Here is a 20,355-nt window from a genome sequence, read left to right on the forward strand (position 1 = left end):
GTCCGCGGCTCCCGGGCAGAGGAGGAGTCGCGGGAGTAGTGGTGGCCGTCGCGTGGCGGTGCGTCCTCCGCCCGAAACCGACCGTGAACAGGTAAGCACACACCTGTACCCCGGAAGGTCGACTTTACGACATTGTGAGCGGTCATTTTCGGCCGCTTTCGGCCGCGCCGATCCCTGTCCGGCGGGGTCCCCGGAGTCTACGGTGGAGGCAGGGCCCCCGCACCGGCAAGTGCGGTCGCGGAGAAGACTCCTGGCACGAGGACGCGACCATCCGCGGGAGCCCAGGCGGCGCCCCGGTCCCAGGGCCACCCACCGACGTCCCGCTCTTCGACGTCGGTCCGGTCGACACTCCGGTCCGGCGCGCCAGCGCCCCACCGGCCCACAACCGTCCACGTGGGCCGGTGGTGGCCGAACCGCGGCGAGCGGTCGCGGCGGCGGGCAGTCCGTCTCGCCGCCCTCCCGACCGGGTTCCCCGTAGACTGGACCGGCCCTCCCCCCGCCCGACGAGCGAACCCGCGCGTGCGTACGCGCGGCGCGGCGCGGACGGGGCCAGCAAGCCGAGACGAAACTGTGAGCCGAGAACCCCACATGTCCGATCAGCGCGTCGTCCGCCCCACTCCCATCAGCGGTTTCCCCGAGTGGTCCCCTCAGGTCCGGGCCGTGGAGCAGCGCTGGCTGGACCATATCCGCGCCGGGTTCGAGTCCTTCGGCTTCGCGTCGGTGGAGACGCCGTCCGTGGAGAACCTCGACGTGCTGATGGCCAAGGGCGAGACCTCCCAGGAGGTCTACACCCTGCACCGCCTCCAGGCCGACGCCAAGGACGACTCCGACGCCAGGCTCGGGCTGCACTTCGACCTCACCGTGCCCTTCGCCCGGTACGTCGCCCAGCACTTCAACGAGCTGTCCTTCCCCTTCAAGCGCTACCAGATGCAGCGCGTGTGGCGGGGCGAGCGCCCCCAGGAGGGGCGCTTCCGCGAGTTCACCCAGTGCGACATCGACGTCATCAACGTCGACTCCGTCCCGCTGCACTTCGACGCCGAGCTGCCGCGCATCGTGCACCGGGTGCTCAGCGGGCTGGACCTGCCCGCCTGGACGCTCAACGTCAACAACCGCAAGGTCCTCCAGGGCTTCTACGAGGGCCTGGGCATCAAGGACCCGATCGCGGTCATCCGCGCGGTGGACAAGCTGCACAAGATCGGCGACGAGGGCGTGCGCGGGATCCTGCTGGCCGACGGCCTGACCGGCGAGCAGGCCGACGCCTGCCTCGCGCTGGCCCGCGTCCGCGGCGCCGGATCCGGCGTCGCCGAGCGGGTCCGCGGGCTCGGGGTCTCCTCCGCGCTGCTCGACGAGGGGCTGGAGGAGCTCTCCTTCGTGCTGGAGGACCTGGCCGACCTGCCCGAGGGCAGCGTCGTGGCCGACCTGTCCATCGCCCGCGGCCTGGACTACTACACGGGCACCGTCTACGAGGCCTCCTTCGACGACGACCCCGGCTACGGGAGCATCTGCGCGGGCGGGCGCTACGACGACCTGGCCGGGCAGTTCATCCGCAGGCGGCTGCCGGGCGTGGGCATCTCGATCGGCCTCACCCGCATCTTCGCCAAGCTCGTCGCCGAGGGCCGGATCGAGGAGGGGCGCGCCTGCCCCACCGACGTGATGGTCGTGGTGCCCGGCGCCGAGCGCCGCAGGGAGGCCCTGCGCACCGGGGAGCTGCTGCGCGGGCGCGGGTTCAACACCGAGGTGTTCCACTCCACCGCCAAGGTCGGCAAGCAGATCCAGTACGCCGCCAAGAAGGGCATCCCCTTCGTGTGGTTCCCGCCGTTCGGCGAGGACGGCGGCCACGAGGTCAAGGACATGGGGTCGGGGGAGCAGGGTCCGGCCGACCCCGCCACCTGGGCTCCGAAGGGCCCGGAAAGCGCGGAGTAACCGCTCCATAGCACCTTCCGGTCCGGCGTGGGCGGTTTCTGTCCGCTCATGCCGGAACCGGCCATTCGGAGGACAACCGGGGGTGGCGGGTGCGACACTGGGGACGGCGTTCCCCGCGCCGCCCCCGCAGCGGCGGCGCGGGCCGATTTCGGTGTCCTAGTAATCGAGGCCATGTCTCCTCCCCGCCACAACCTGCCCCTGTCCGCCGGCGAGTTCATCAGCTTCGTCGGACGCGAGCGCGACATCGTCGACCTGGGCCGCCTCCTGGGCACTGCCCGGATGGTCACGCTGACCGGTACCGGCGGTATCGGCAAGACGCGCCTGGCCCTGCACCTGGCCGAGCGCGTCATGCGCCGGTTCCCCGACGGCGTGCGCTTCGTCGACCTGAGCGAGGCCTCCACCCACGACCAGGCGCTGCGCGCGGTCGCGGGCAGCCTCCAGGCGGTGCAGGACGACTCGCGCACCATGACGGACGCCGTCATCACCTCGCTGCGCACCCGCAACCTGCTGCTGCTCCTGGACACCTGCGAGCACGCCGTGGGGCCGATGGCGCAGCTGTGCCAGGCCGTGCTGCGCGACTGCCCCCGGGTGCGCATCCTGGTGACCAGCCGCCAGCCCCTGCACGTTCCCGAGGAGAACATCTGGCGGGTGCCGCCGCTGTCCCTGCCCGCGCGGCCCACACCCACCGACCCCTACGCGGCCGACCCCGCGCCCATCCCCCGGCGCGACACCCAGCGCTACGAGTCGGTGCGCCTGTTCGTCACCCGCGCGCACGCCGCGCGCGCCGGGTTCGAGATGACCAGGGAGAACTCCGGTTACATCGCGGAGATCTGCCGGATGCTGGACGGCATGCCGCTGGCGATCGAGCTGGCCGCCGCACGGGTGCGGGTGCTGTCGGTGCAGCAGATCCTGCGCCGCCTGGACGACCGGTTCCAGCTGCTGACCAGCGACGGGTCCGAGGACCTGCCGCCGCGCCAGCGGACGCTGCGCGCGGTCCTGGAGTGGAGCCACGACCTTCTCACCGAGCCGGAGCGGCTCCTGCTGCACCGGTTGTCGGTGTTCTCCACCTGGTACCTGGAGGCCGCTGAGGACGTCTGCTCGGGTGAGGGGGTCGACCCCGCCGACATACTGCCGCTGCACTTCTCCCTGCTGGACAAGTCGCTGGTGGTGATGGACGCCGAGGTGGACGGCACCACCCACTACCGGCTGACCGAGACGGTGCGCGCCTACGCCGCCGAGCACCTGGCCGACAGCGGCGGCGAGGACGACCGCTGGGAACGCTACCTGCGCTTCTGCGTCGCCCGTCTGGAGGAGTGGGCCAAGAGCTGCTGCGCGCCGATGCCGTGGGGCGAGCGCCTGGGGCACCTGCGGCTGCTCGACCACCACCGGGAGAACCACGCCCGCGTGGTGGACTGGGCGCTCTCGCGCGGGCGCGTGGACGAGGCCCTGCGGGTGTGCGTGGCGCTGCGCCCCTACTGGATCGTGCGCGACCTGGCCGCCGAGGGCAGCCGCCTCCTGGAGCGGGCGCTGGCCACCGACCCCGACGCGCAGTCCCCGCACCTGAGGGCGCGCGCCCTGGCCCTGCACGCCGAGCTGCGGCTGGACCTGGACGCGGCGCCGCGCGTGTCCACCCTGGCCCTGTGCGCCCTGGAGGCGGCGCGGGCCTGCCGCGAGGCGGGAGCGGCCGCCTCCGCGCTGGCCGCCCTGGCGGCGCTGTGCCTGCGCACCGGGACGCTGGACGAGGGCCAGGAGCACGCCGAGCGGGCCGGGGTGTGGGCCTCCCAGGTCAGCGACCCCATCACCGAGGCGGCCACGCTGGACGTGCTGGCCCAGCTGGCCCGCCGCCGCGGCGAGGCCGAACGGGCCACGGCCCTCCTGGAGCACAGCGTCGCGGTGGCCGACAACCTCGGCGACCGCTGGAGCGCGGCCCGCGCCCTGCACGGACTGGGCTCGATCGCCGCCGAGCGCGGCGACTTCGCGCGGGCGCGGGAGCTGTTCTCCGACGCCCTGTCGGTCTTCGGCGAGCTGGAGGCCGCCCCGGCCACCGCGCACTGCGCCCGGGAACTGGGCCGCCTGTACCTGGCCGAGGGCGAGACGCTGCTCGCCCGGGAGCCCCTGGCGACGTGCCTGCGGGTGAGCTTCACCTCCGGACGCAGGCTCGCGGTGGCCCGTGCCCTGGAAGCGCTGGCGGAACTGGCCCTGGCCGAGGAGGAGGCCGAGCGGGCCGCCGCCCTGGTGGGGGTGGCCGCCGACCTGAGGGCGGCGCTGGACCGCCCCTCGGCCGAGACCCTGCGGCTGCGGTCGGCGGCGGAGCGGCGCGTGGGCGCCACGCGCACCGCCGAGGCGTGGAACGCGTGGCGCCCCCTGCCGCTGGAGCAGGTGCTCGACCGCGCGCTGGCCTTCCCCCGGCCCCAGACCTCGGGGCCCTCGGGCCCGGATTCGCTGACCCCCCGGGAGAGGGAGGTGGCCGAACTGGCCGAACAGGGCCTGTCCAACCGCGAGATCGCCGAGCGGCTGACCATCAGCCACGCGACGGCGGCCCGTCACATCGCGAACATCTTCAGAAAACTCTCGATTTCCTCGAGGACGCAGTTGACCGGCTGGACCGTCCCGGGTGACGGTGGCTGACACGGCCCCGGTCGAGGGGACGCACTTGCACAGTGCGCGTGCACCCGCTAAGACAGGAACTCCGGGTACCAGAGCCCACACCTACGACGTCCGCCCTTGCCGACCTTCCCCCCGACCCTGGTGAGAACCTCCCCCGACAGCCCCTACATGTGAAGGCCATGGCACCTTTGACCGCGCCCGCGCGGCACAACCTCCCCCGTCCGGGCACCGGATTCGTGGGCCGTGAGCGGGACCTGAGCGACCTGCTCCGTCTGCTCGGCTCCAGCCGCTCCGTCACGCTGAGCGGAACCGACGGGCTGGGCAAGACGCGTCTGGCGATACGCGTGGCCGAGCAGTCCACCGCGTGGTTCCCCGACGGCGTGTGGATGGTCGGCATGGCGGACGCGCGCACGACCCTGGAGGTGTACGCGCGGGTGGCCGCCGCCGTGGGCGTGGTGGAGGAGCCGGGGCAGCCGCTGTCGGTCACGGTGACCGAGGCGCTGTGCGAACGCCACCTGCTGCTGGTGCTGGACGCGTGCGAGCACGCCGTCGAGGAGGTGGCCGAGGTCGGCGAGGCCCTGCTGGCCTCGTGCCCGTCCGTGTCGATCCTGCTCACCAGCGAGACCCCCGTCCGCCTGTCGGGCGGCACCGTGTGGCGGATGACGCCGATGGCGCTGCCGCTGCCCGCGCGCAAGGGGCCCCAGCCCGACCCCGCCGGCGCGGAGGCGGTGCGGCTGTTCATGGACCGCGCCCGCGCCCGGGACCCGCGCTTCTCGCTCTCGCGCGAGGAGATGGAGACCGTGACGGAGCTGTGCGACCTGGCGGGCGGCATCCCGCTGGGGATCGAGGCGCTGGGCGCGAGCGCGCCCGGGGTGGGGCCGGCCGTGCTGGTCGACGGTCTGCGCGAGCACCTGTCCTCCCCCGAGGTCCAGCCCGGCCCGGGGCAGGCGGTCCCGCGCAGCGAGATGCTGCCGGTGGTGCTGGACTTCGTGTACCGCGGGCTGCCCGAGGCCGAACGGGTGCTGCTGCGCCGCCTGTCGGTGTTCCGGGGCTGGAACCTGGAGCTGGCCGAGCAGGTGTGCGCCGACGAGGCGCTGCCCGAACCGGCCGTCCTCGACCTCGTGACGTCCCTGCTGGACCGCTCCCTGATCACTGTGACCGGCGAGTTCGAGGGCCGGGTGCGCTACCGGCTGCCCGAGGCCGTGCAGCGGTTCGCGCACTCCCGGCTGGTCGCGGCGGGTGAGGCGGAGCTGTTCCAGGAGAGGCTCCTGGACCGGATGCTGCGCCTGGCCGAGGACCTGGGCCAGAAGCTGGAGTCGAGCCGGGTCATGCCCTGGAGCGAGCGCGACTCCGGGCGCCAGCGCGTGATCGCCGAGTACGACACGCTGCGCTCCCTGCTGCGCTGGGCGCTGGAGCACGGCGCCGCCGAACCGGGCCTGCGGCTGTGCGTGAGCCTGACCGCGCACTGGGTGAGCCACCAGAGCTACTCCGAGGGGGCGCACTGGATGGACCGCCTGCTGGATCTGGAGGACGCGGCCAAGGCGCCCTCGCGCGCGCGGGCGCTGGTGGGCCGGGCCCAGCTGGCGCGGGTGCGGCGCGACCACGAACTGGCGGTCTCGCTGGGCGAGGAGGGCCTGCGGCTGTGCCGGGAGGCCGGGGACGACGTGTTCGTCCGCGTCGCGCTCAACCTGCTCGCCCTGGTCGAGGTGCGCGAGCGCGTGTCGGACCAGGCCGCGGTGCGGGTGGAGGAGGCGCTGCGGCTGTGCCGCGAGTCGGGTGACCTGTGGGGCGAGGCGATCGCCCTGGGCACCCGGGCGGCCCTGGTCGCCCAGCAGGGCGACCACCCCACGGCCGACCACCACTACAACGCCGCGCTGACGCTGCTGCGCGGGATCGACCACCGGTGGGGCGTGGGGGTCACCCTCATGGGCCAGGCGTGCGCGGCGGAGGCCAGCGGCGACCTGTTGACGGCGGACCGCTGCTACCGGGAGGCGCTGGACACCCAGCGGCTGATCGGGGCGGCGGCCGAGGAGGCGCGCTGCCTGGCCGGGATCGGCCGGGTGGCGCACGCCCAGGGGTCCACGGGACAGGCCTACGACTACCTGAGCGAGGGGCTGCTGCTGAGCCACTCGACGGGCCAGCGAGCGGACGCGGCGCGCGCGCTGACCGCGATCGCCCGGGTGTCCTTCGGGGCGGGGCTGCGCGAGGGCGCCTGCCGCCTGGCGGGCGCGGCGATGAGCGTGCGCGAGCGGCTGGGGCTGTCCACGTACGAGGCGCCGTGGCCGTTCACCGACGTGGAGAAGGTCCGGCGGCGCCGCCGCCAGCTGGTGGGCTGGTGGGAGCAGGGCCGGACGCTGGCCCTGTCGAACGCGGTACGCGAGGGAGAGCAGCTGGCGGAGGAGGCGCGGCGCCCGCCGTCGCGCCGTTCCGCGCCGCCCAGCCCTCCCGCGCGCGGGCGCCGGGAGCGGGGCGGGCCCGTCCCTGACCCGGAGTCGGTGACCCCCGAGGAGCGGCTCACCCCGCGTGAGCTGGAGGTGGCCCTCCTGGTGAGCCGGGGCAGGAGCAACCCGGAGATCGCCCGGGAACTGTTCATCACCCCGTCCACTGCGGCGCGGCACGTGGCCAACATCAACCGCAAGATGGGCTTCCACTCGCGTACGCAGATCACGTCGTGGGTACGCCACCACCGGACCTCGGACTAAGCTGCCCGATCTGCCCTGTTAAGCCCGGCTCGCCACCGGGAGAACCGCCTTCCGCAATGAATCTACATATGCATGTGCATAGCAATATGCATGTGCATCTGGCTGTGAACGCGCTAGGCTTCAAGCCATGGGACACCACGTTCGTGGCACTGCGGTGGCACGGTCGCCGGGGTCCCGGAAACGGCCGTCGAACACCGGTGTGACACTGGTTTCCGGCGGACGTCAGCCCCGGGGAGGTCTCCGGGGCCGGTGGGAGGCCGCGTCGGCACGGGTTGCGTCCTGGGGAGGGACGCCGCATCCGCCGACCGGTGCGTCGCCGCCGGGTTCGCCACGTGGAGGGGGCGTGACGAGCCCGGACGGCGGTACCGCCGCCTGATGGGCGAACTGGGGGTACGTATGGGGGTAGGGCTGTCTTCAGGAACCGGACGACCGGGGCGCCACCTGCCGCGCCGGGACGACCCGATCGGATCCCTGACCGGGGGCCTGTGCGAACGGCTCCGGTTGCGGCCCGCGCGGGGGGGATCGATCCGCGGGGTCGGGCACCGCGTGGACGCCCTGTCGTTCGCCGCCAAGGTGGAGCAGGCCGCGGCGGGGCTCAGCCGCCGGGGCATGTGCTTCGGTGACGTCGTGGGGGTGCTCGCGCCGGTCTCACCGGACCGGTTCCTGGCCACCTACACCGTGATGGCCGTGGGCGGGCGCGCGCTGCCCCTGTCGACCGCCTCCGACCTGGACACCCAGTGCGCGGTGCTCACCGAGACCGACACCCGCCTGCTGCTGGTCAGCGCGGACATGGCGCAGACGGCGCTGGAGCTGGCGGAGCGCTCGCGGGTGCGGCAGGTGATCGCTTTCGGGCAGGCGCTGGGGACCACGCCCTTCGAGGAGCTGTTGCAGCCCAGCCCCGACGGCAACGGGTACAGCCCGGCGCGCGGTCTGTTCGACAACGGCATCCTGGGCTACGAGGACACCAGCGGGGGGCTCCTGACCACGCTGCACCCGCACAACGACCTCATGGGGCGCTTCTCGGAGCTGCGGGACCTGCTGGAGCTGACCGCCGACGACGTGGTGGCGGTGGACGAGCGCGGCGACGAGGCCACGCGGGTGACCCTGGTGGCGCTGGCGCTGTGGACCGGGGCCTGCGTGCTGACGGGGGCGGACTGCCCGCCGCCGGAGGGGCGTCAGGTGACGGTGCGCTGCACGCCCGAGCCGGAGCGGATCGGCTACCCGCCGGCCGGCGGAGCCTACTGACCCGGGACGCGTTCGGGGGGACGCGGGGCCGCTGGTGCGGCGGGGGCCGACGGTGAGGCCGTGAATCCGGGCGTCGGCTGAGGCTGACGGTGGGGACAGGGGCCTCGGGGTGCCTTGCGGCGGACGGGGAGACCGCGCCGCGGGCGTCCGCCGGGAGGCCGCGTGCTGCGCGGTGACGGCGGACAGGGGCGGTCCGCAACCCCTTCCGGTTCACGGCCTCAGTCGTCGACCGCCATTTCCGCCTCCGGACGCCCGCCCTCTGCGGTCTCCCCCGCGTGGTCATCGATCTCGAACCAGGCCACGTGCGTGGCGTCGCTCCAGTACTCGCCGCTGCGGGTGGCGCAGCTGTCCACGATGAGCTTGCCGCGGCCGAAGTCGTCGCCGTCCTCCCGCGTGTGCTCGCTCTCGCCGTCGCGCGCGCCCTGGTCGGCGATCGCGACGCGCAGGCGCCCGTCGTCGGAGCGGATGAACAGCGTCATGACGCCGCCGCTCTGCCCGGAGCGCGAGTGGAGCAGGGCGTTGGTGGCCAGCTCGCTGACGGCCAGCTCGGCGTCGTCCAGGGAGCCCTCGGAGTGGCTCATGCGGGTGAGGAACTCGCGCACGCGGGAGCGGATGGAGCGCACGGCGGTCAGGTTCCCGGCGCAGCTCCACACCGTATGGTCGGTGACCCCTCCGGTGAGTTCGCCCGTCTCGATGGTCGGTGCGGTCGGAGCCGTGCCCTCCGGCGCCTCCGCGGGCACGTATTCCCGGAGTTGCCTCGCCTCAGCCATCCGGTCACTCCAATCACCCGCGACGGACGCGCGGGTTGCGCCGCCTGCACTCACCTTAGACAAGGGTGTGCTGGCTCCAGAACAGCACACCCGTGTTCTCCCTGTCGGGGATTGGCCACAAAACCCTGTCACGTGTCATCCCCGATATGGACAAAGGAAACAGTCCCGACTCCAGCGACACTCATGTGAGGTGTAACACGTTGGCAATACGCGGCGCGACGGGGCCGTTCGGCTGACAGCGCGAACAACAGGAACGATAATCGTTCCCACATCCGGGCCCCGGTCGGCCCGCCCCGTCGCGGGCGGGCAGCCGCCGCGCGCCCGGCGCACACCCACGTTCCGAAGGGTTCACATGAAGATCGCGTTCGCCGGCAAGGGCGGCAGCGGCAAGACCACCCTGTCCGCGCTGTTCACCCGCCACCTGGCCGCCCAGCACGTGCCCGTGGTGGCCGTCGACGCCGACATCAACCAGAACCTGGGCGCCGCGCTGGGGGCGTCCGAGGAGGACCTGGCCGCCCTTGCGCCCCTGGGCGCGCACCTGGACGAGATCAAGGAGCTGCTGCGCGGGGACAACCCGCGCATCGCCTCGGCACGGGAGATGATCAAGACCACGCCGCCGGGCCGCGGGTCGCGCCTGCTGACGGTGACCGGGGACAACCCGCTGCACGCCCGCTTCGGAGCGCTGGTCCGGGGCGCCACGCTCATGGTCACCGGCCCGTTCGCCGAGTCGGACCTGGGCGTGTCCTGCTACCACTCCAAGGTGGGCGCGGCCGAGATGTACCTCAACCACCTGGTGGACGGGCCCGGGGAGTACGTGGTCGTGGACATGACCGCGGGCGCCGACTCCTTCGCCTCGGGGATGTTCACCCGCTTCGACGTGACCTTCCTGGTCGCCGAGCCCACCGTGCGCGGCGTGGGCGTGTACCGGCAGTACGCCGAGTACGCCCGCGACCACGAGGTCGCCATCCGCGTGATCGGCAACAAGGTGCGGGACGAGTCGGACGTGGAGTTCCTGCGCGAGCACGTGGGCGACGCGCTGGCGGGGTGGATGACGCACTCGGGGTTCGTGCGCTCGATGGAGAAGGGCCGCCACCCGGAACTGGCGGAGCTGGAGGAGGACAACGTCAAGACCCTGGCCCTGATGCGGGACATGGCCGACGCCGCGCCCAAGGACTGGGAGCGCTTCACCCGCCAGTCGGCCGAGTTCCACCTGCGCAACGCGCGGGCCTGGGGCAACGGGGCCAAGGGCGCGGACCTGGCCGCCCAGGTGGACCCCGGCTTCCTCATGGGTCCGGCGGCGCTCACCGGCTGAACGCGCGGAGCGGGTCACGGGGCCGGGTCGGCCACGCGCCCGCGCACGCGCGGCGAGGTCAGTGCCAGCAGGACGCCCAGACCCAGGAGGGAGGTGGTGAACAGGACGGCGCCCATCGGCACGGCGGTGCTCTCGTCCAGGCCCACCAGCGGCGCCACCGCCGCGCCGAGCAGCGGGGGCAGCGCGCCCAGCACGGCGCTGGCGCTGCCCGCCCGCCGCTCCTGGCCGCGCATGGCCAGGGCGAAGGAGCTGGTGAGGATCATCCCCATGCACGTCATGTAGACGAAGATCGGCGCCACGAGGGCCACCAGCGGACCGTCCAGCAGCGTCGCCGCGAGCAGCACCCCGGTCGCCGCCACCGCGGCGGAGACCGCGCACACCAGGAGGACGCGTTCACCGAAGCGGGCGCTGAAGCGGCCCACCGCCCAGCTCCCGGCGATGATGGCCGCACCGTTGATCCCGAACAGCACGCCGAAGACCTGCGGCGACACCCCGTACAGGTCCTGGTAGACGAACGGCGTCCCGGCGACGTAGGCGAAGCTGCCGCCGTGCACGAGGCCGACCACCAGCGCGTAGCCGAGGAAGGCGCGGTCCCGCAGCAGCTCCCCCACCGTCCGCAGGGTGCCGCCCACCGTGCCGGGGATGCGCCGCTCCACCGGCAGGGTCTCCTCCAGCCGCAGCGCCACGATCACGACGATCACCGCGCCCAGCAGCGCCAGGGCCAGGAAGACGGCCTCCCAGCCCGTGAAGGACGGCCACAGGATGGCGCCGCCCGCGATCGGCGCCATCAGGGGCGCGACCGCGTTGATCACCATCAGCAGGGCGAAGAACCGGGTCAGCTCGGTGCCGTCGAACACGTCGCGCACGACCGCGCGCGAGAGCACGACCCCGGCCGAGGCGGTGAACCCCTGGAGGAAGCGGGCCAGCACCAGCACGACGATGTTCGGGGCCAGGGCGCACAGCAGCGACGCCAGGACGAACAGGACCAGGCAGGTGAGGAGCGGGCCGCGGCGCCCCCGGGCGTCGCTGATCGGGCCGACCACCACCTGGCCCGCGGCGAGGCCGACCAGGCAGGTGGTCAGGCTCAGCTGCACGTGGGAGGCGCTGGCCCCCAGGTCCGCGGCGATGTCGGGGAAGGCCGGCAGGTACATGTCGATGTTGAGGGGGCCCAGGACGGCGAGCAGGCCGAGGAGGAGGGCCAGGCCCAGGCGTGCGCGGCCGGTCAGGTTGTGCTGCATGGCGCTCTCTCGTGGGTGGCAGAGGGCGCGGGGCGCCACGGACCTGGAACCAGGCTAACCGGCCGCCGCTCCCCCGGCCCCGGCGCGGGGGCGGATCTGACACAGGTCCGTCAGAACGCCGTCGGCCGCTCCGGTCGCGGTGCGCTCAGAACAGCACCGACATGACCTCGCCGACCTGGCGGAAGCCCACCCTCTCGTAGGCGGCGCGGGCCGGGGTGTTGAAGTCGTTGACGTAGAGGGTGACGCGGGGCGCGATCTCGGCGAGCGCGTACTCGACCACGGCGGCCATCCCCGCCGTGGAGTGTCCCTGTCCGCGCAGGTCCGGGTGCACCCACACGCCCTGGACCTGGCAGGCGTGCCGGGTGACCGCGCCGATCTCGGCCTTGAACACCACGCGCCCGTCCTCGATGCGGGCGAAGGCCCGGCCGGTGCGCACCAGTTCGGCCACCCGGGCACGGTAGAGCGCGCCGCCGTCGCCGGAGTCCGGCGGGACGCCGACCTCCTCGGTGAACATGGCCACACAGGCGGGCACGATGGTGTTGAGCTCGGACAGCTGGACCCGGCGCACCAGGGGGTCGGCGGGCACCGAGGGCGGGCCGCTGATCTCCAGGACGGGCTGGCTGGCCCGGATGACGCGGGCGGGCCCCCACGCCGGGGTGACCTGCTGCCAGAAGTCGCTGACCGCGTCGACGGGACCGACGATCGAGGAGCAGCGGCGGCCCCTCCACCGGGCGTGGTCGGCGAAGCTGCGGATCGCGGCCGGTCCGGCGTTGACGGGGACGAGGTTGGCCCCCGAGTAGCACAGGGCGGTCAGGCGCCCCCTCTCCGTGTGCCCCCACACCTCGGCGCCGCCGGGGCCGCCGGAGAGGCCGGTGGCCATCAGGCGGGAGGTGACGAAGACGTTGCCCACGGGGTCGGCGTCCAGGAGCGCGCGAACGGCCTCCCGGTCGCGTTCGCCGAGGATCCGTACCGGCGAGGTCCGCAGCATCGCATCTCCCCCATCTTCCCAGTGCCCTCGTTCGGGCGCCGGGGGACGACCAACCAAGCCTTTTCGCGCCGGTTCCAGCCTATTCGACCGGTTACTCCCGCGTCTCGGACTCCACGATCGCGCCGACGTGGTGCCCGGGTACCGGAGCGGTGCGCTCCACCATCGTCCCAGGCGCGTTCTGGGCGGTACGCGGCTGGGGTTCGGGGCGTCCCTCACAGGTGGCGTCGGGCCCCTCGCCCTCGGCGCGCGCGGGCAGCTCCCCGTCCCGGAGGTAAGCGGTGACGATCTCGTCCACGCAGCCGTTGCCGGTGAGCGAGACACCGTGGGTGTGGCCGCCCTCCTCGGTCACCAGGACGGAACCGGGCAGGCGCTCGCGCAGGGAGAAGGCGCCCTCGACCGGGGTCGCGCCGTCCTCGGTGGCGTGGACCAGGAGCGCGTCACCCGCGTAGGCGGGGTGCTCCCCGGGGCCGTCGCCGACCTGGAACCAGTCGCCGGATCCGGCGCTCCAGGACGCGCACGGAGCGTTGTACCAGGTGTTGTTCCAGCTCATGAAGGGCGCCTCGGCGTGGGACTCCTCGGTGTCGGCACTCCACGTGGACCAGTCCCGGGGCCAGTGGGAGTCGGTGCACTGGACGGCGAGGTAGCCGCCGTAGCCGCGGTCCGATCCGGCGTTCTCGCCGTAGGCCTCGTACAGGGCGAGCAGGGGTGCGCCGTCGGACTCGGTGATCCGGGCCGAGAGCGCGTCGGCGACCGGGGTCCAGTAGGCGCTGCTGTAGGCGACCACCATGGCCGTGCCCTCCAGCTCGGTGGGGCCGACGGTGCCCTCGGCGGGCTCGTCCTCCAGTTCCGAGCGCAGCGCGTAGTAGGCCTCGGCGACCTCCGCCCCGGTCGTGCCGAGTCCGTAGACGTCGTCGTGGCGGGCGGTCCAGGCGAAGAAGGCGTTCGCCGCGCGGTCCAGCGCGCGGTTCTGGGCGAGGTTGCTCTCGTACCAGGGCTTGTCGGGGTCGACCACGCTGTCCAGGACCAGGGAGCGGACGCGGTCGGGGTAGAGCGCGGAGTAGACGGTGCCCAGGTAGCTGCCGTAGGAGTAGCCGAGGTAGTCGATCCGCTCCCGCCCCAGCGCGACCCGGATGGCGTCCATGTCGTGGGCGGTGTCCACGGTGCGGGTGTGCCCGAGCAGGGGGCCGGTGTTGTCCGCGCAGGCCTCGGCGTAGGCCCGGGCGTCGGCGCGCAGCGCCTCCTCCGCGGCGTCGTCGGCGGGCACGGCGGCGGGTCGCACGGGGGTGAAGTGGTCGGGGTCGCAGGTGATGGACGGGGTGGAGGCGCCCACCCCGCGCGGGTCGAAGGAGACGACGTCGTAGGTCTCGCGCAGTTCGGCCGGCATGCGCCAGTGGGTGTAGGAGGCCCACTGGCGTCCGGCGCTGCCCGGCCCTCCGGGGTTGACCAGCAGGGTCTGGCCGGCCTCGCCGCTGGCGGGGACCCGCGAGAGCGCGAGTTCGACGGTGTCGTCCCGGCCGCTGAGCCGTTCGCCGTCGGCGGTGCGGGCGAGGGGGACGGTGAGGGTGGCGCACTCCAGGTTCTCGTCCGCGACGGGCTGGATGTCCTCGCAGGGCGCCCAGTCGAGGCCGCCCTGGTCGATGCGGGTGGTCTGGTGGGCCTGCGCTGGGACCGCCGCGACCAGGGAGGCCAGGACCGCCACGGCCGAGACTCCGGCCCGGGTTCGTGCTCGCACTCGTCCACTCCCTCACAGAGATAGTTACTCCATGAATTGTTATCACTCCGGAGAGTGACCAACGGATGCGACACGAGCCCCAGGGAGACACACCCCGGTAACATGTGCCCTGCCTCAATCAGACGTGGACAGACGGGGACGAAGCGCAATGCGGCTGGATCGTGTCGATGAGCGGATCATCGCGACACTCGGCGCGGACGCGCGGATGAGCTTCGCCGAGATCGGCCAGCGGGTCGGGCTGAGCCCCTCCGCGGTCAAGCGCCGCGTGGACCGGCTGGTGGAGTCCGGCGCGGTGCGCGGGTTCACCGTGGTGGTGGAGCCCCAGGCCGTGGGGTGGACCACCGAGGCCTTCATCGAGCTGTACTGCCGGGCCCGTACGTCGCCGGGCGAGATCCGGACGGGGCTCGCGGGCTACGCCGAGATCACCTCCGCGTACACGGTCACCGGTGAGGCGGACGCCATCGTGCAGGTCCGCGCCCGCGACACCCACCATCTGGAGGAGGTCATCGAGCGCCTGGGCGCCGAGCCGTTCGTGGTGCGGACCAAGAGCACGCTCGTGCTCTCGCGCCTGGTGGACCAGCCCATCCTCGCCGGGACGGCCGACCTGCCCTGAGGCGCCTCCCCGCGGCGGGACCGCGGGAAGGCGCACGGAGGGGCACTACCTCAGTCCTCGGGGAGAGCGACCGGCGCGAGCTCGTCGAACAGGTCGCCGGGGCCCGGGTTGGACGGGTCGGTCCCGCCGCCGAAGTGGTGGACCACGCCCCACACCGCGTTGAGCGCGGTCTGCACGGCGCCCTCGGCCCAGCCCGCCGTCCAGGACACGTCGTCCCCGGCCAGGAACAGGCCGCGGTGGCGCTCCTCCAGGCCGTCCTGGCGGAAGTGGGTGAACAGGCGGCGCTGGTAGCGGTAGTGGCCCGGCAGGTTGGCCTTGAACGCGCCCATGAAGTAGGGCTCGTCCTCCCACGACACCGTCACCGGGTCCCCGGTGATGTGGGAGCGGATGTCCACGCCCGGGTAGATCTTGGACAGCGACGAGAGCATGACCTCCAGGCGCTCGTTGGCCGACAGCGGCAGCCACTTGAGCGAGTCGTCGCACCAGGTGTAGGACATGCAGATGGCCGCCGGGCCGTCCGGGTCGGACCCCTCCAGCAGGTAGGTGCCCCGGGTCATGCGGTCGGTGAGCGTCATGCTCATGACGTCGCGGCCGGTCTCGGGGTCCCCGTCCCGCCAGAACGCGCGGTCCACCGGCACGAACAGCTTCGAGGACTCCATGTAGTGGGTGCGCTCGATCGCCGTCCAGTGGTCGATGGGCAGCAGGTCCTCGTCGCAGTCGATCTTGGACAGCATCATCCAGCTCTGCGCGGTGAACACGGCCGCCGCGTAGGTGCGGGTGGAGCCCGAGGCGTCGGTGACCGTGATGTTGCCCGCCGGGGAGCCCTTGGCCGCGGTGCGGCGCAGGGCGGTGACGGCCGGACGCGGGCCGCCCTCGTGCAGCGAGGCCAGGGTGGTGCCCTGCGCCCAGTGCACGAGCTTGTCCGGGGCGTCCTCCCACAGGCGCAGCGGCAGCTGCTCCACACCGCCCACGATGCCCATGTGGTCGTCATCGGCACCGGTGTAGGTGACGCGCAGGATCTCCAGGATGGAGTTGGGGAAGTCGGTGTCCCAACCGCCGGTCCCGAAGCCCACCTGGCCGAAGATCTCGCGGTGGCGGAAGGAGGCGAAGGCCGGGGAGTCGCACAGGAAGCCGTAGAAGGTCTGGTTGTCGAGCCGGGCGACCAGCTCGTTCCAGATCTCCTTCTGGGTGGCCACGTCGCGCTCGCGGATGGCCTTCTGCATGCGGGTGTGCTGGACGCTGTCCAGGGTCGCGTCCCAGGCGCGGGCCACCTCGCGGTAGACCTCGGGCAGGTCGTCGAGGGAGGTGGCGTAGTGGGACCGCCCCTTGAGGTCGACCACGGTGCTGGGGGTGGCCGGGGAGAGCGGGTTGGGGAACGGCGTCGTCTCCAGGCCCGCCCGGTCCACGTAGTGCCAGAAGGCGGTGGAGGAGGGCGGGAAGCGCATGGCGCCCATCTCGGCGACCACGTCTTCGGGACAGCCCGCGAGCTTCTCCGTGCGCAGCCGCCCGCCGATGCGGTCGGCCTCGTACACGACCGGCCTGAGCCCCATCTTCATCAGCTCGTAGGCGGTGACGATCCCCGACAGCCCGCCGCCGATGACGGCGACCTCGGTGCCGTGGCGCTCCGCCGGGACCTGACCGAGTCCGGCGGGGTGGTCCAGGTAGGCGTCGTAGGCGAACGGGAAGTCCGGCCCGCACATGTTCAGCGGCGTGTCCTGCGCGGGTGCGGCACCGGCGGCCGTGGGCACGGCAGACGTCATTCTCCAACCCCTCCTTCGTGGGTGCGGTCCGGCGGGGAAGCCGGTGGTCGTCCGTGCGCGGCGGCACGGGTCGTGATGGCGGATCAACGGCTCGGGGAAGCGCGGGGGCGCGGGCGGGCCCGCCCCGGTACGGGAGTGCGGGGGCCGGGCGGCGCGGCGCCGCCCGCCTCAGGCGGGGGTCAGGCGGTGAGCGTCCGGTACAGGGCCGGACGGCGGTCGTCCAGGTAGGACTGCTCGCCGCGGGCGCGGGCGAGGGCGTCCGGGTCGACGTCGCCGACCAGGAACTCCTCGCCGGGACCGGCCCGCAGCGTCTCGGAGCCGTCGGGCGCGAGCAGGGTGCTCAGCCCCGCGTAGCGCAGGTCGCCCTCGGCGTCGCAGCGGTTCACGTACGCCAGGTGGATCTGGTTCTCCAGGGCGCGCACCGGCACGATCCGCTCGGCCACCTCGGTGAAGGGCAGCATGAGCGCGGTGGGGACCAGGAGGAGTTCGGTACCGGCGAGGGCGTGGGCGCGCACGGTCTCGGGGAACTCGACGTCGTAGCAGACCAGCAGGCCGACGCGGATCCCGTCGAGGTCGGCCTGGACCACCGGCTCCGCGCCCGGGGAGAACGCCCCGCGGTCCAGGTCGCCGAACAGGTGGGTCTTGCGGTAGGTCCGGCGGTCGCCGTCGGAGTCCACGAGCTGGACGGCGTTGTACACGGCGCCGTCGGCGCGCTCGGGGAAGCCGTGCACGATGGCGACGCCGGTGTCGGCGGCGATCGCGGCGACCGCGTCGCTGAGGGGGCCGTCGCTGGGTTCGGCGAGCCGGGCCAGGACGTCCGGGTCCAGGTTGTAGCCGGTCAGGGACATCTCGGGTCCCACGAGCAGGCGGGCTCCGGCGTCGGCGGCGGCTCTGGCGCGGTCGGCGAGCCGGTCGAGGGCGGCGGCGGGGTCCGCGCCGGGTCCGGTGCCCTGGTCGAGGGCCACGCGCAGGGGTCCGCGTGTCACTGCCTCTCACCTCGCCTTTCTCCGTCGTCTCGGGGCCGCGTCCACTCTAGGTGGGCGAACGCGCCGAAACAGTGCGCCCATCCGGAGGATTCCCGCGTCTTTCCCGCGAGATGCCGCTGTTCCTTGCGTCTGGGGGCGGATCGGTGCGGCATGTGGTGCGCCGCACGCTCCCCGGGAACACGTGCGGGGGCCGGGGGATTCCCCCAGCCCCCGCACGCGCGGTCCGCGACCGGTCCGGTCAGGAGCGGACCCCGCTGGTCTCGGGGTCGGTCTCCAGGGCGGAGCGGCGCATGCTGTAGGCGAAGTAGACCGCCACGCCGACGGCGAGCCAGACCAGGAAGGCCACCCACACGCTCATCGACATGCTGAACATGAGGTAGGCGCAGGCCAGCACGCCCAGGACCGGCGTGACCGGCGCCCCCGGCACGCGGAAGGCGCGCGGCAGGTCGGGCCTGCTGCGGCGCAGCACCAGGACGGCCACGTTGACCAGGGCGAAGGCGAAGAGGGTGCCGATGGCGGTGGCGTCGGCGAGCGGCCCGAGCGGGACCAGTGCGGCGAGCAGCGCGATGAGCACGGAGGTGATGAGGGTGTTCGTGCGCGGGGTGCCCTTGGCGTCGAGGGTGGAGAAGGCCTTGGGGATGAGCCCGTCGCGCGACATCGCGTAGAGGATGCGGGTCTGGCTGTAGAGCACGACCAGGACCACGCTGGCCAGGGCCAGGACCGCGCCGGCGGCGAAGATGACCGCCCACACGGGGGTGCCGGTGACCGCGGTCAGGATGCCCGCCAGGGAGGTCTCGCCGTCGACGAAGCCGGTCCAGTCGAGCGCGCCGACCGCCGCGAAGGCGACCAGGCAGTACAGCGCGGTGACCAGGATCATCGCGAACATGATCGCCCGGGGCAGGTCGCGCTGCGGGTTCCTGGCCTCCTCGCTCGCGGTGGAGACCGAGTCGAAGCCGATGTAGGAGAAGAACAGGGTGGCGCCCGCGGCGCTGACACCGGCCATGCCCATCGGCATGAACGGGGCGAAGTTGCCGTCCTGGACGGCGGTGATCGCGATGGCCACGAACATCACCAGGATGGCGACCTTGACGGCGACCATGACGGCGTTGACGCGGCTGCTCTCGCGGACCCCGGCGAGCAGGGCGAACATGGACAGCAGGACCACGACGGCGGCGGGCAGGTTGATCACACCGCCCTCCAGGGGACCGGCGAGAACCGCGCCCGGCAGGGACAGGCCGGTGGTGAGCTGGAGGAGTTCGTTGATGTACTCGCCCCAGCCGACGCCGACCGCGGCGACCGACACACCGTAGGTGAGCATGAGGCACCAGCCGCACACCCAGGCCATGAACTCGCCGATGGTGGCGTAGCTGTAGGAGTAGGCGGAGCCGGAGGCGGGGATCATCCCGGCCATCTCGGCGTAGGCGAGCGCGGAGAACAGCGCGGTGATCCCGGCGAGCACGAACGAGAGGATGACGGCCGGTCCGGCGACGGGGACGGCCTCGCCCAGCACGACGAAGATGCCGGTGCCCAGGGTGGCGCCGATGCCGATCATGGACAGCTGCCAGAAGCCCATGTGCCGCTGGAGGCCGCTGCCCTCGGAGTCCTGGGTCTCGGCGACGAGCCTCTCGATCGGCTTGCGCCTGGTGAGGCGCTGCCCCAGCGCGGGCGCACCGCCCGGGCCTGCGGCCCCGCGGGTGTCCGCCGGGCTCTTCTGGTCCACCACGTGTTCACTCCTCGTTCATGTACGTGGGCACACCGCTCCCCGGGGAGGTACGGCGGGGGTGGGGGATCCGGCCGCCGCGTGTCCGGGCGGCCCGAAGCCCTCAGCAACGGTAGCCGCGTTATCTACGTAACATGACCCACATTCGTTGCGTCTGTCCGTTCGAAGCGGCGGGATCGTGCGTGACCGCGCAAGGAAACGCAGGTTCCTGTGATCGACGCCATACGAAATCACCCTGGGTGACCACTGACACGTCGGACAGCGAACAGGCTGGTCAGGGGCGCGCGACGAAGCCCGGGGCACGGCGAAGGATCGGAACCCGCCCGTGCGCGGACGCGTTCCGACCCTCCCGACAGCCTCCCGGTTCGGCGCGGCACCACGCGTGGCCGCGGCGGGCGCACGGGCCGCGCGACCGGTCGGGCTACTCCGCCGTCGCGGGCACGACCACGGCGTCCGGCCCGGGGTAGATCAGGGTCTCGCGGCCGTCGGGGAAGCGCACCAGGTACGGCGGTTCCCCGTCGGAGCCGCGGACCTCGATGACCTCCCCCGCCCAGTCCTCTGTACCCGTCCCTCTACCCCTGACATGGATCCGGTCCCCCACACTCGCATGCACCGGCAGGCCCTCCCGTTTCTCGCGTGCTCGTCCTCGCGTCACCGCAGACCGGCGGAACGGGGTGTTCCTTTCCCGCCCCCACCTGCACAAACAACGGCCCTTTACCGCAGGAAGCGGGACAGGGAGGGCATCGGGTGAGGTTCCCG

Annotated in this window: 14 protein-coding genes; 6 read left to right on the forward strand and 8 right to left on the reverse strand. The window is 73.0% G+C overall.

Annotated features, from left to right (window positions below; translation table 11 throughout):
• Window positions 1-588: 588 nt before the first annotated feature.
• From hisS to AC0VX6_RS22010, 4 genes are all read left to right on the forward strand, one after another.
• Window positions 589-1,923 (forward strand): histidine--tRNA ligase, encoded by a 1,335-nt coding sequence (gene hisS / locus AC0VX6_RS21995; RefSeq protein ID WP_475465900.1) that lies wholly within the window; start codon window positions 589-591, stop codon window positions 1,921-1,923.
• Between the two features lie 171 nt (window positions 1,924-2,094).
• Window positions 2,095-4,551 carry an ATP-binding protein gene (locus AC0VX6_RS22000; RefSeq protein WP_274974467.1) on the forward strand — a complete coding sequence of 819 codons (2,457 nt, stop codon included), beginning with the start codon at window positions 2,095-2,097 and terminating at the stop codon, window positions 4,549-4,551.
• 167 nt (window positions 4,552-4,718) lie between these two features.
• Entirely contained in the window at window positions 4,719-7,232 is a 2,514-nt protein-coding gene (locus AC0VX6_RS22005; protein WP_475469414.1) for a LuxR C-terminal-related transcriptional regulator, read from the forward strand.
• Window positions 7,233-7,481: 249 nt separating this feature from the next.
• On the forward strand, window positions 7,482-8,477 hold the full coding sequence (locus AC0VX6_RS22010; RefSeq protein WP_274974468.1) for an AMP-binding protein: 996 nt from the start codon (window positions 7,482-7,484) through the stop codon (window positions 8,475-8,477).
• A 218-nt stretch (window positions 8,478-8,695) separates the two neighbouring features.
• Here the strand turns inward: AC0VX6_RS22010 and AC0VX6_RS22015 are convergent, their stop codons facing one another.
• On the reverse strand, window positions 8,696-9,247 hold the full coding sequence (locus tag AC0VX6_RS22015; protein WP_274974469.1) for an ATP-binding protein: 552 nt from the start codon (window positions 9,245-9,247) through the stop codon (window positions 8,696-8,698).
• Between the two features lie 352 nt (window positions 9,248-9,599).
• Between AC0VX6_RS22015 and AC0VX6_RS22020 the strand changes: the two genes are divergently transcribed.
• The gene (locus AC0VX6_RS22020; RefSeq protein ID WP_274974470.1) at window positions 9,600-10,559 is read left to right on the forward strand and encodes an ATP-binding protein; all 960 of its coding nucleotides are present in this window, start codon (window positions 9,600-9,602) and stop codon (window positions 10,557-10,559) included.
• A 14-nt stretch (window positions 10,560-10,573) separates the two neighbouring features.
• Here the strand turns inward: AC0VX6_RS22020 and AC0VX6_RS22025 are convergent, their stop codons facing one another.
• The 3 genes from AC0VX6_RS22025 to AC0VX6_RS22035 form a co-directional block, all read right to left on the reverse strand.
• Window positions 10,574-11,797, reverse strand: coding sequence for a multidrug effflux MFS transporter (locus AC0VX6_RS22025; protein ID WP_475465903.1), 1,224 nt, complete (start codon window positions 11,795-11,797; stop codon window positions 10,574-10,576).
• A gap of 145 nt (window positions 11,798-11,942) precedes the next feature.
• The gene (locus tag AC0VX6_RS22030; protein ID WP_274974472.1) at window positions 11,943-12,785 is read right to left on the reverse strand and encodes a GNAT family N-acetyltransferase; all 843 of its coding nucleotides are present in this window, start codon (window positions 12,783-12,785) and stop codon (window positions 11,943-11,945) included.
• Window positions 12,786-12,876: 91 nt separating this feature from the next.
• Window positions 12,877-14,517 (reverse strand): alpha/beta hydrolase, encoded by a 1,641-nt coding sequence (locus AC0VX6_RS22035; RefSeq protein ID WP_475465905.1) that lies wholly within the window; start codon window positions 14,515-14,517, stop codon window positions 12,877-12,879.
• Between the two features lie 148 nt (window positions 14,518-14,665).
• Here AC0VX6_RS22035 and AC0VX6_RS22040 point away from each other — a divergent pair, with 148 nt between their 5' ends.
• The gene (locus AC0VX6_RS22040; protein ID WP_475465906.1) at window positions 14,666-15,130 is read left to right on the forward strand and encodes an Lrp/AsnC family transcriptional regulator; all 465 of its coding nucleotides are present in this window, start codon (window positions 14,666-14,668) and stop codon (window positions 15,128-15,130) included.
• A 50-nt stretch (window positions 15,131-15,180) separates the two neighbouring features.
• Here AC0VX6_RS22040 and AC0VX6_RS22045 read toward each other — a convergent pair whose 3' ends face one another.
• The 4 genes from AC0VX6_RS22045 to AC0VX6_RS22060 all read right to left on the reverse strand — a co-directional run bounded on the left by AC0VX6_RS22045 (window position 15,181) and on the right by AC0VX6_RS22060 (window position 20,209).
• Entirely contained in the window at window positions 15,181-16,890 is a 1,710-nt protein-coding gene (locus tag AC0VX6_RS22045; protein ID WP_274974475.1) for a flavin monoamine oxidase family protein, read from the reverse strand.
• Window positions 16,891-17,069: 179 nt separating this feature from the next.
• A complete protein-coding gene (locus AC0VX6_RS22050; RefSeq protein WP_274974476.1) occupies window positions 17,070-17,876 on the reverse strand; it encodes a carbon-nitrogen hydrolase family protein in 807 nt (268 codons plus the stop codon).
• A 238-nt stretch (window positions 17,877-18,114) separates the two neighbouring features.
• Window positions 18,115-19,599, reverse strand: coding sequence for an amino acid permease (locus AC0VX6_RS22055; RefSeq protein WP_274974477.1), 1,485 nt, complete (start codon window positions 19,597-19,599; stop codon window positions 18,115-18,117).
• A gap of 418 nt (window positions 19,600-20,017) precedes the next feature.
• The gene (locus tag AC0VX6_RS22060; protein WP_274974478.1) at window positions 20,018-20,209 is read right to left on the reverse strand and encodes a DUF1918 domain-containing protein; all 192 of its coding nucleotides are present in this window, start codon (window positions 20,207-20,209) and stop codon (window positions 20,018-20,020) included.
• Window positions 20,210-20,355 lie beyond the last annotated feature (146 nt).

This window comes from Nocardiopsis sp. iso_25 (assembly GCF_056173305.1).

Bases quoted from the DNA above. Each gene is read 5' to 3' on its own strand.
- AC0VX6_RS22025 (WP_475465903.1), bottom strand. From the start codon at position 11,797: ATGCAGCACAACCTGACCGGCCGCGCACGCCTGGGCCTGGCCCTCCTC.
- AC0VX6_RS22040 (WP_475465906.1), top strand. From the start codon at position 14,666: ATGCGGCTGGATCGTGTCGATGAGCGGATCATCGCGACACTCGGCGCG.
- AC0VX6_RS22020 (WP_274974470.1), top strand. From the start codon at position 9,600: ATGAAGATCGCGTTCGCCGGCAAGGGCGGCAGCGGCAAGACCACCCTG.
- AC0VX6_RS22015 (WP_274974469.1), bottom strand. From the start codon at position 9,247: ATGGCTGAGGCGAGGCAACTCCGGGAATACGTGCCCGCGGAGGCGCCG.
- AC0VX6_RS22045 (WP_274974475.1), bottom strand. From the start codon at position 16,890: ATGACGTCTGCCGTGCCCACGGCCGCCGGTGCCGCACCCGCGCAGGAC.
- AC0VX6_RS22000 (WP_274974467.1), top strand. From the start codon at position 2,095: ATGTCTCCTCCCCGCCACAACCTGCCCCTGTCCGCCGGCGAGTTCATC.
- hisS (WP_475465900.1), top strand. From the start codon at position 589: ATGTCCGATCAGCGCGTCGTCCGCCCCACTCCCATCAGCGGTTTCCCC.
- AC0VX6_RS22030 (WP_274974472.1), bottom strand. From the start codon at position 12,785: ATGCTGCGGACCTCGCCGGTACGGATCCTCGGCGAACGCGACCGGGAG.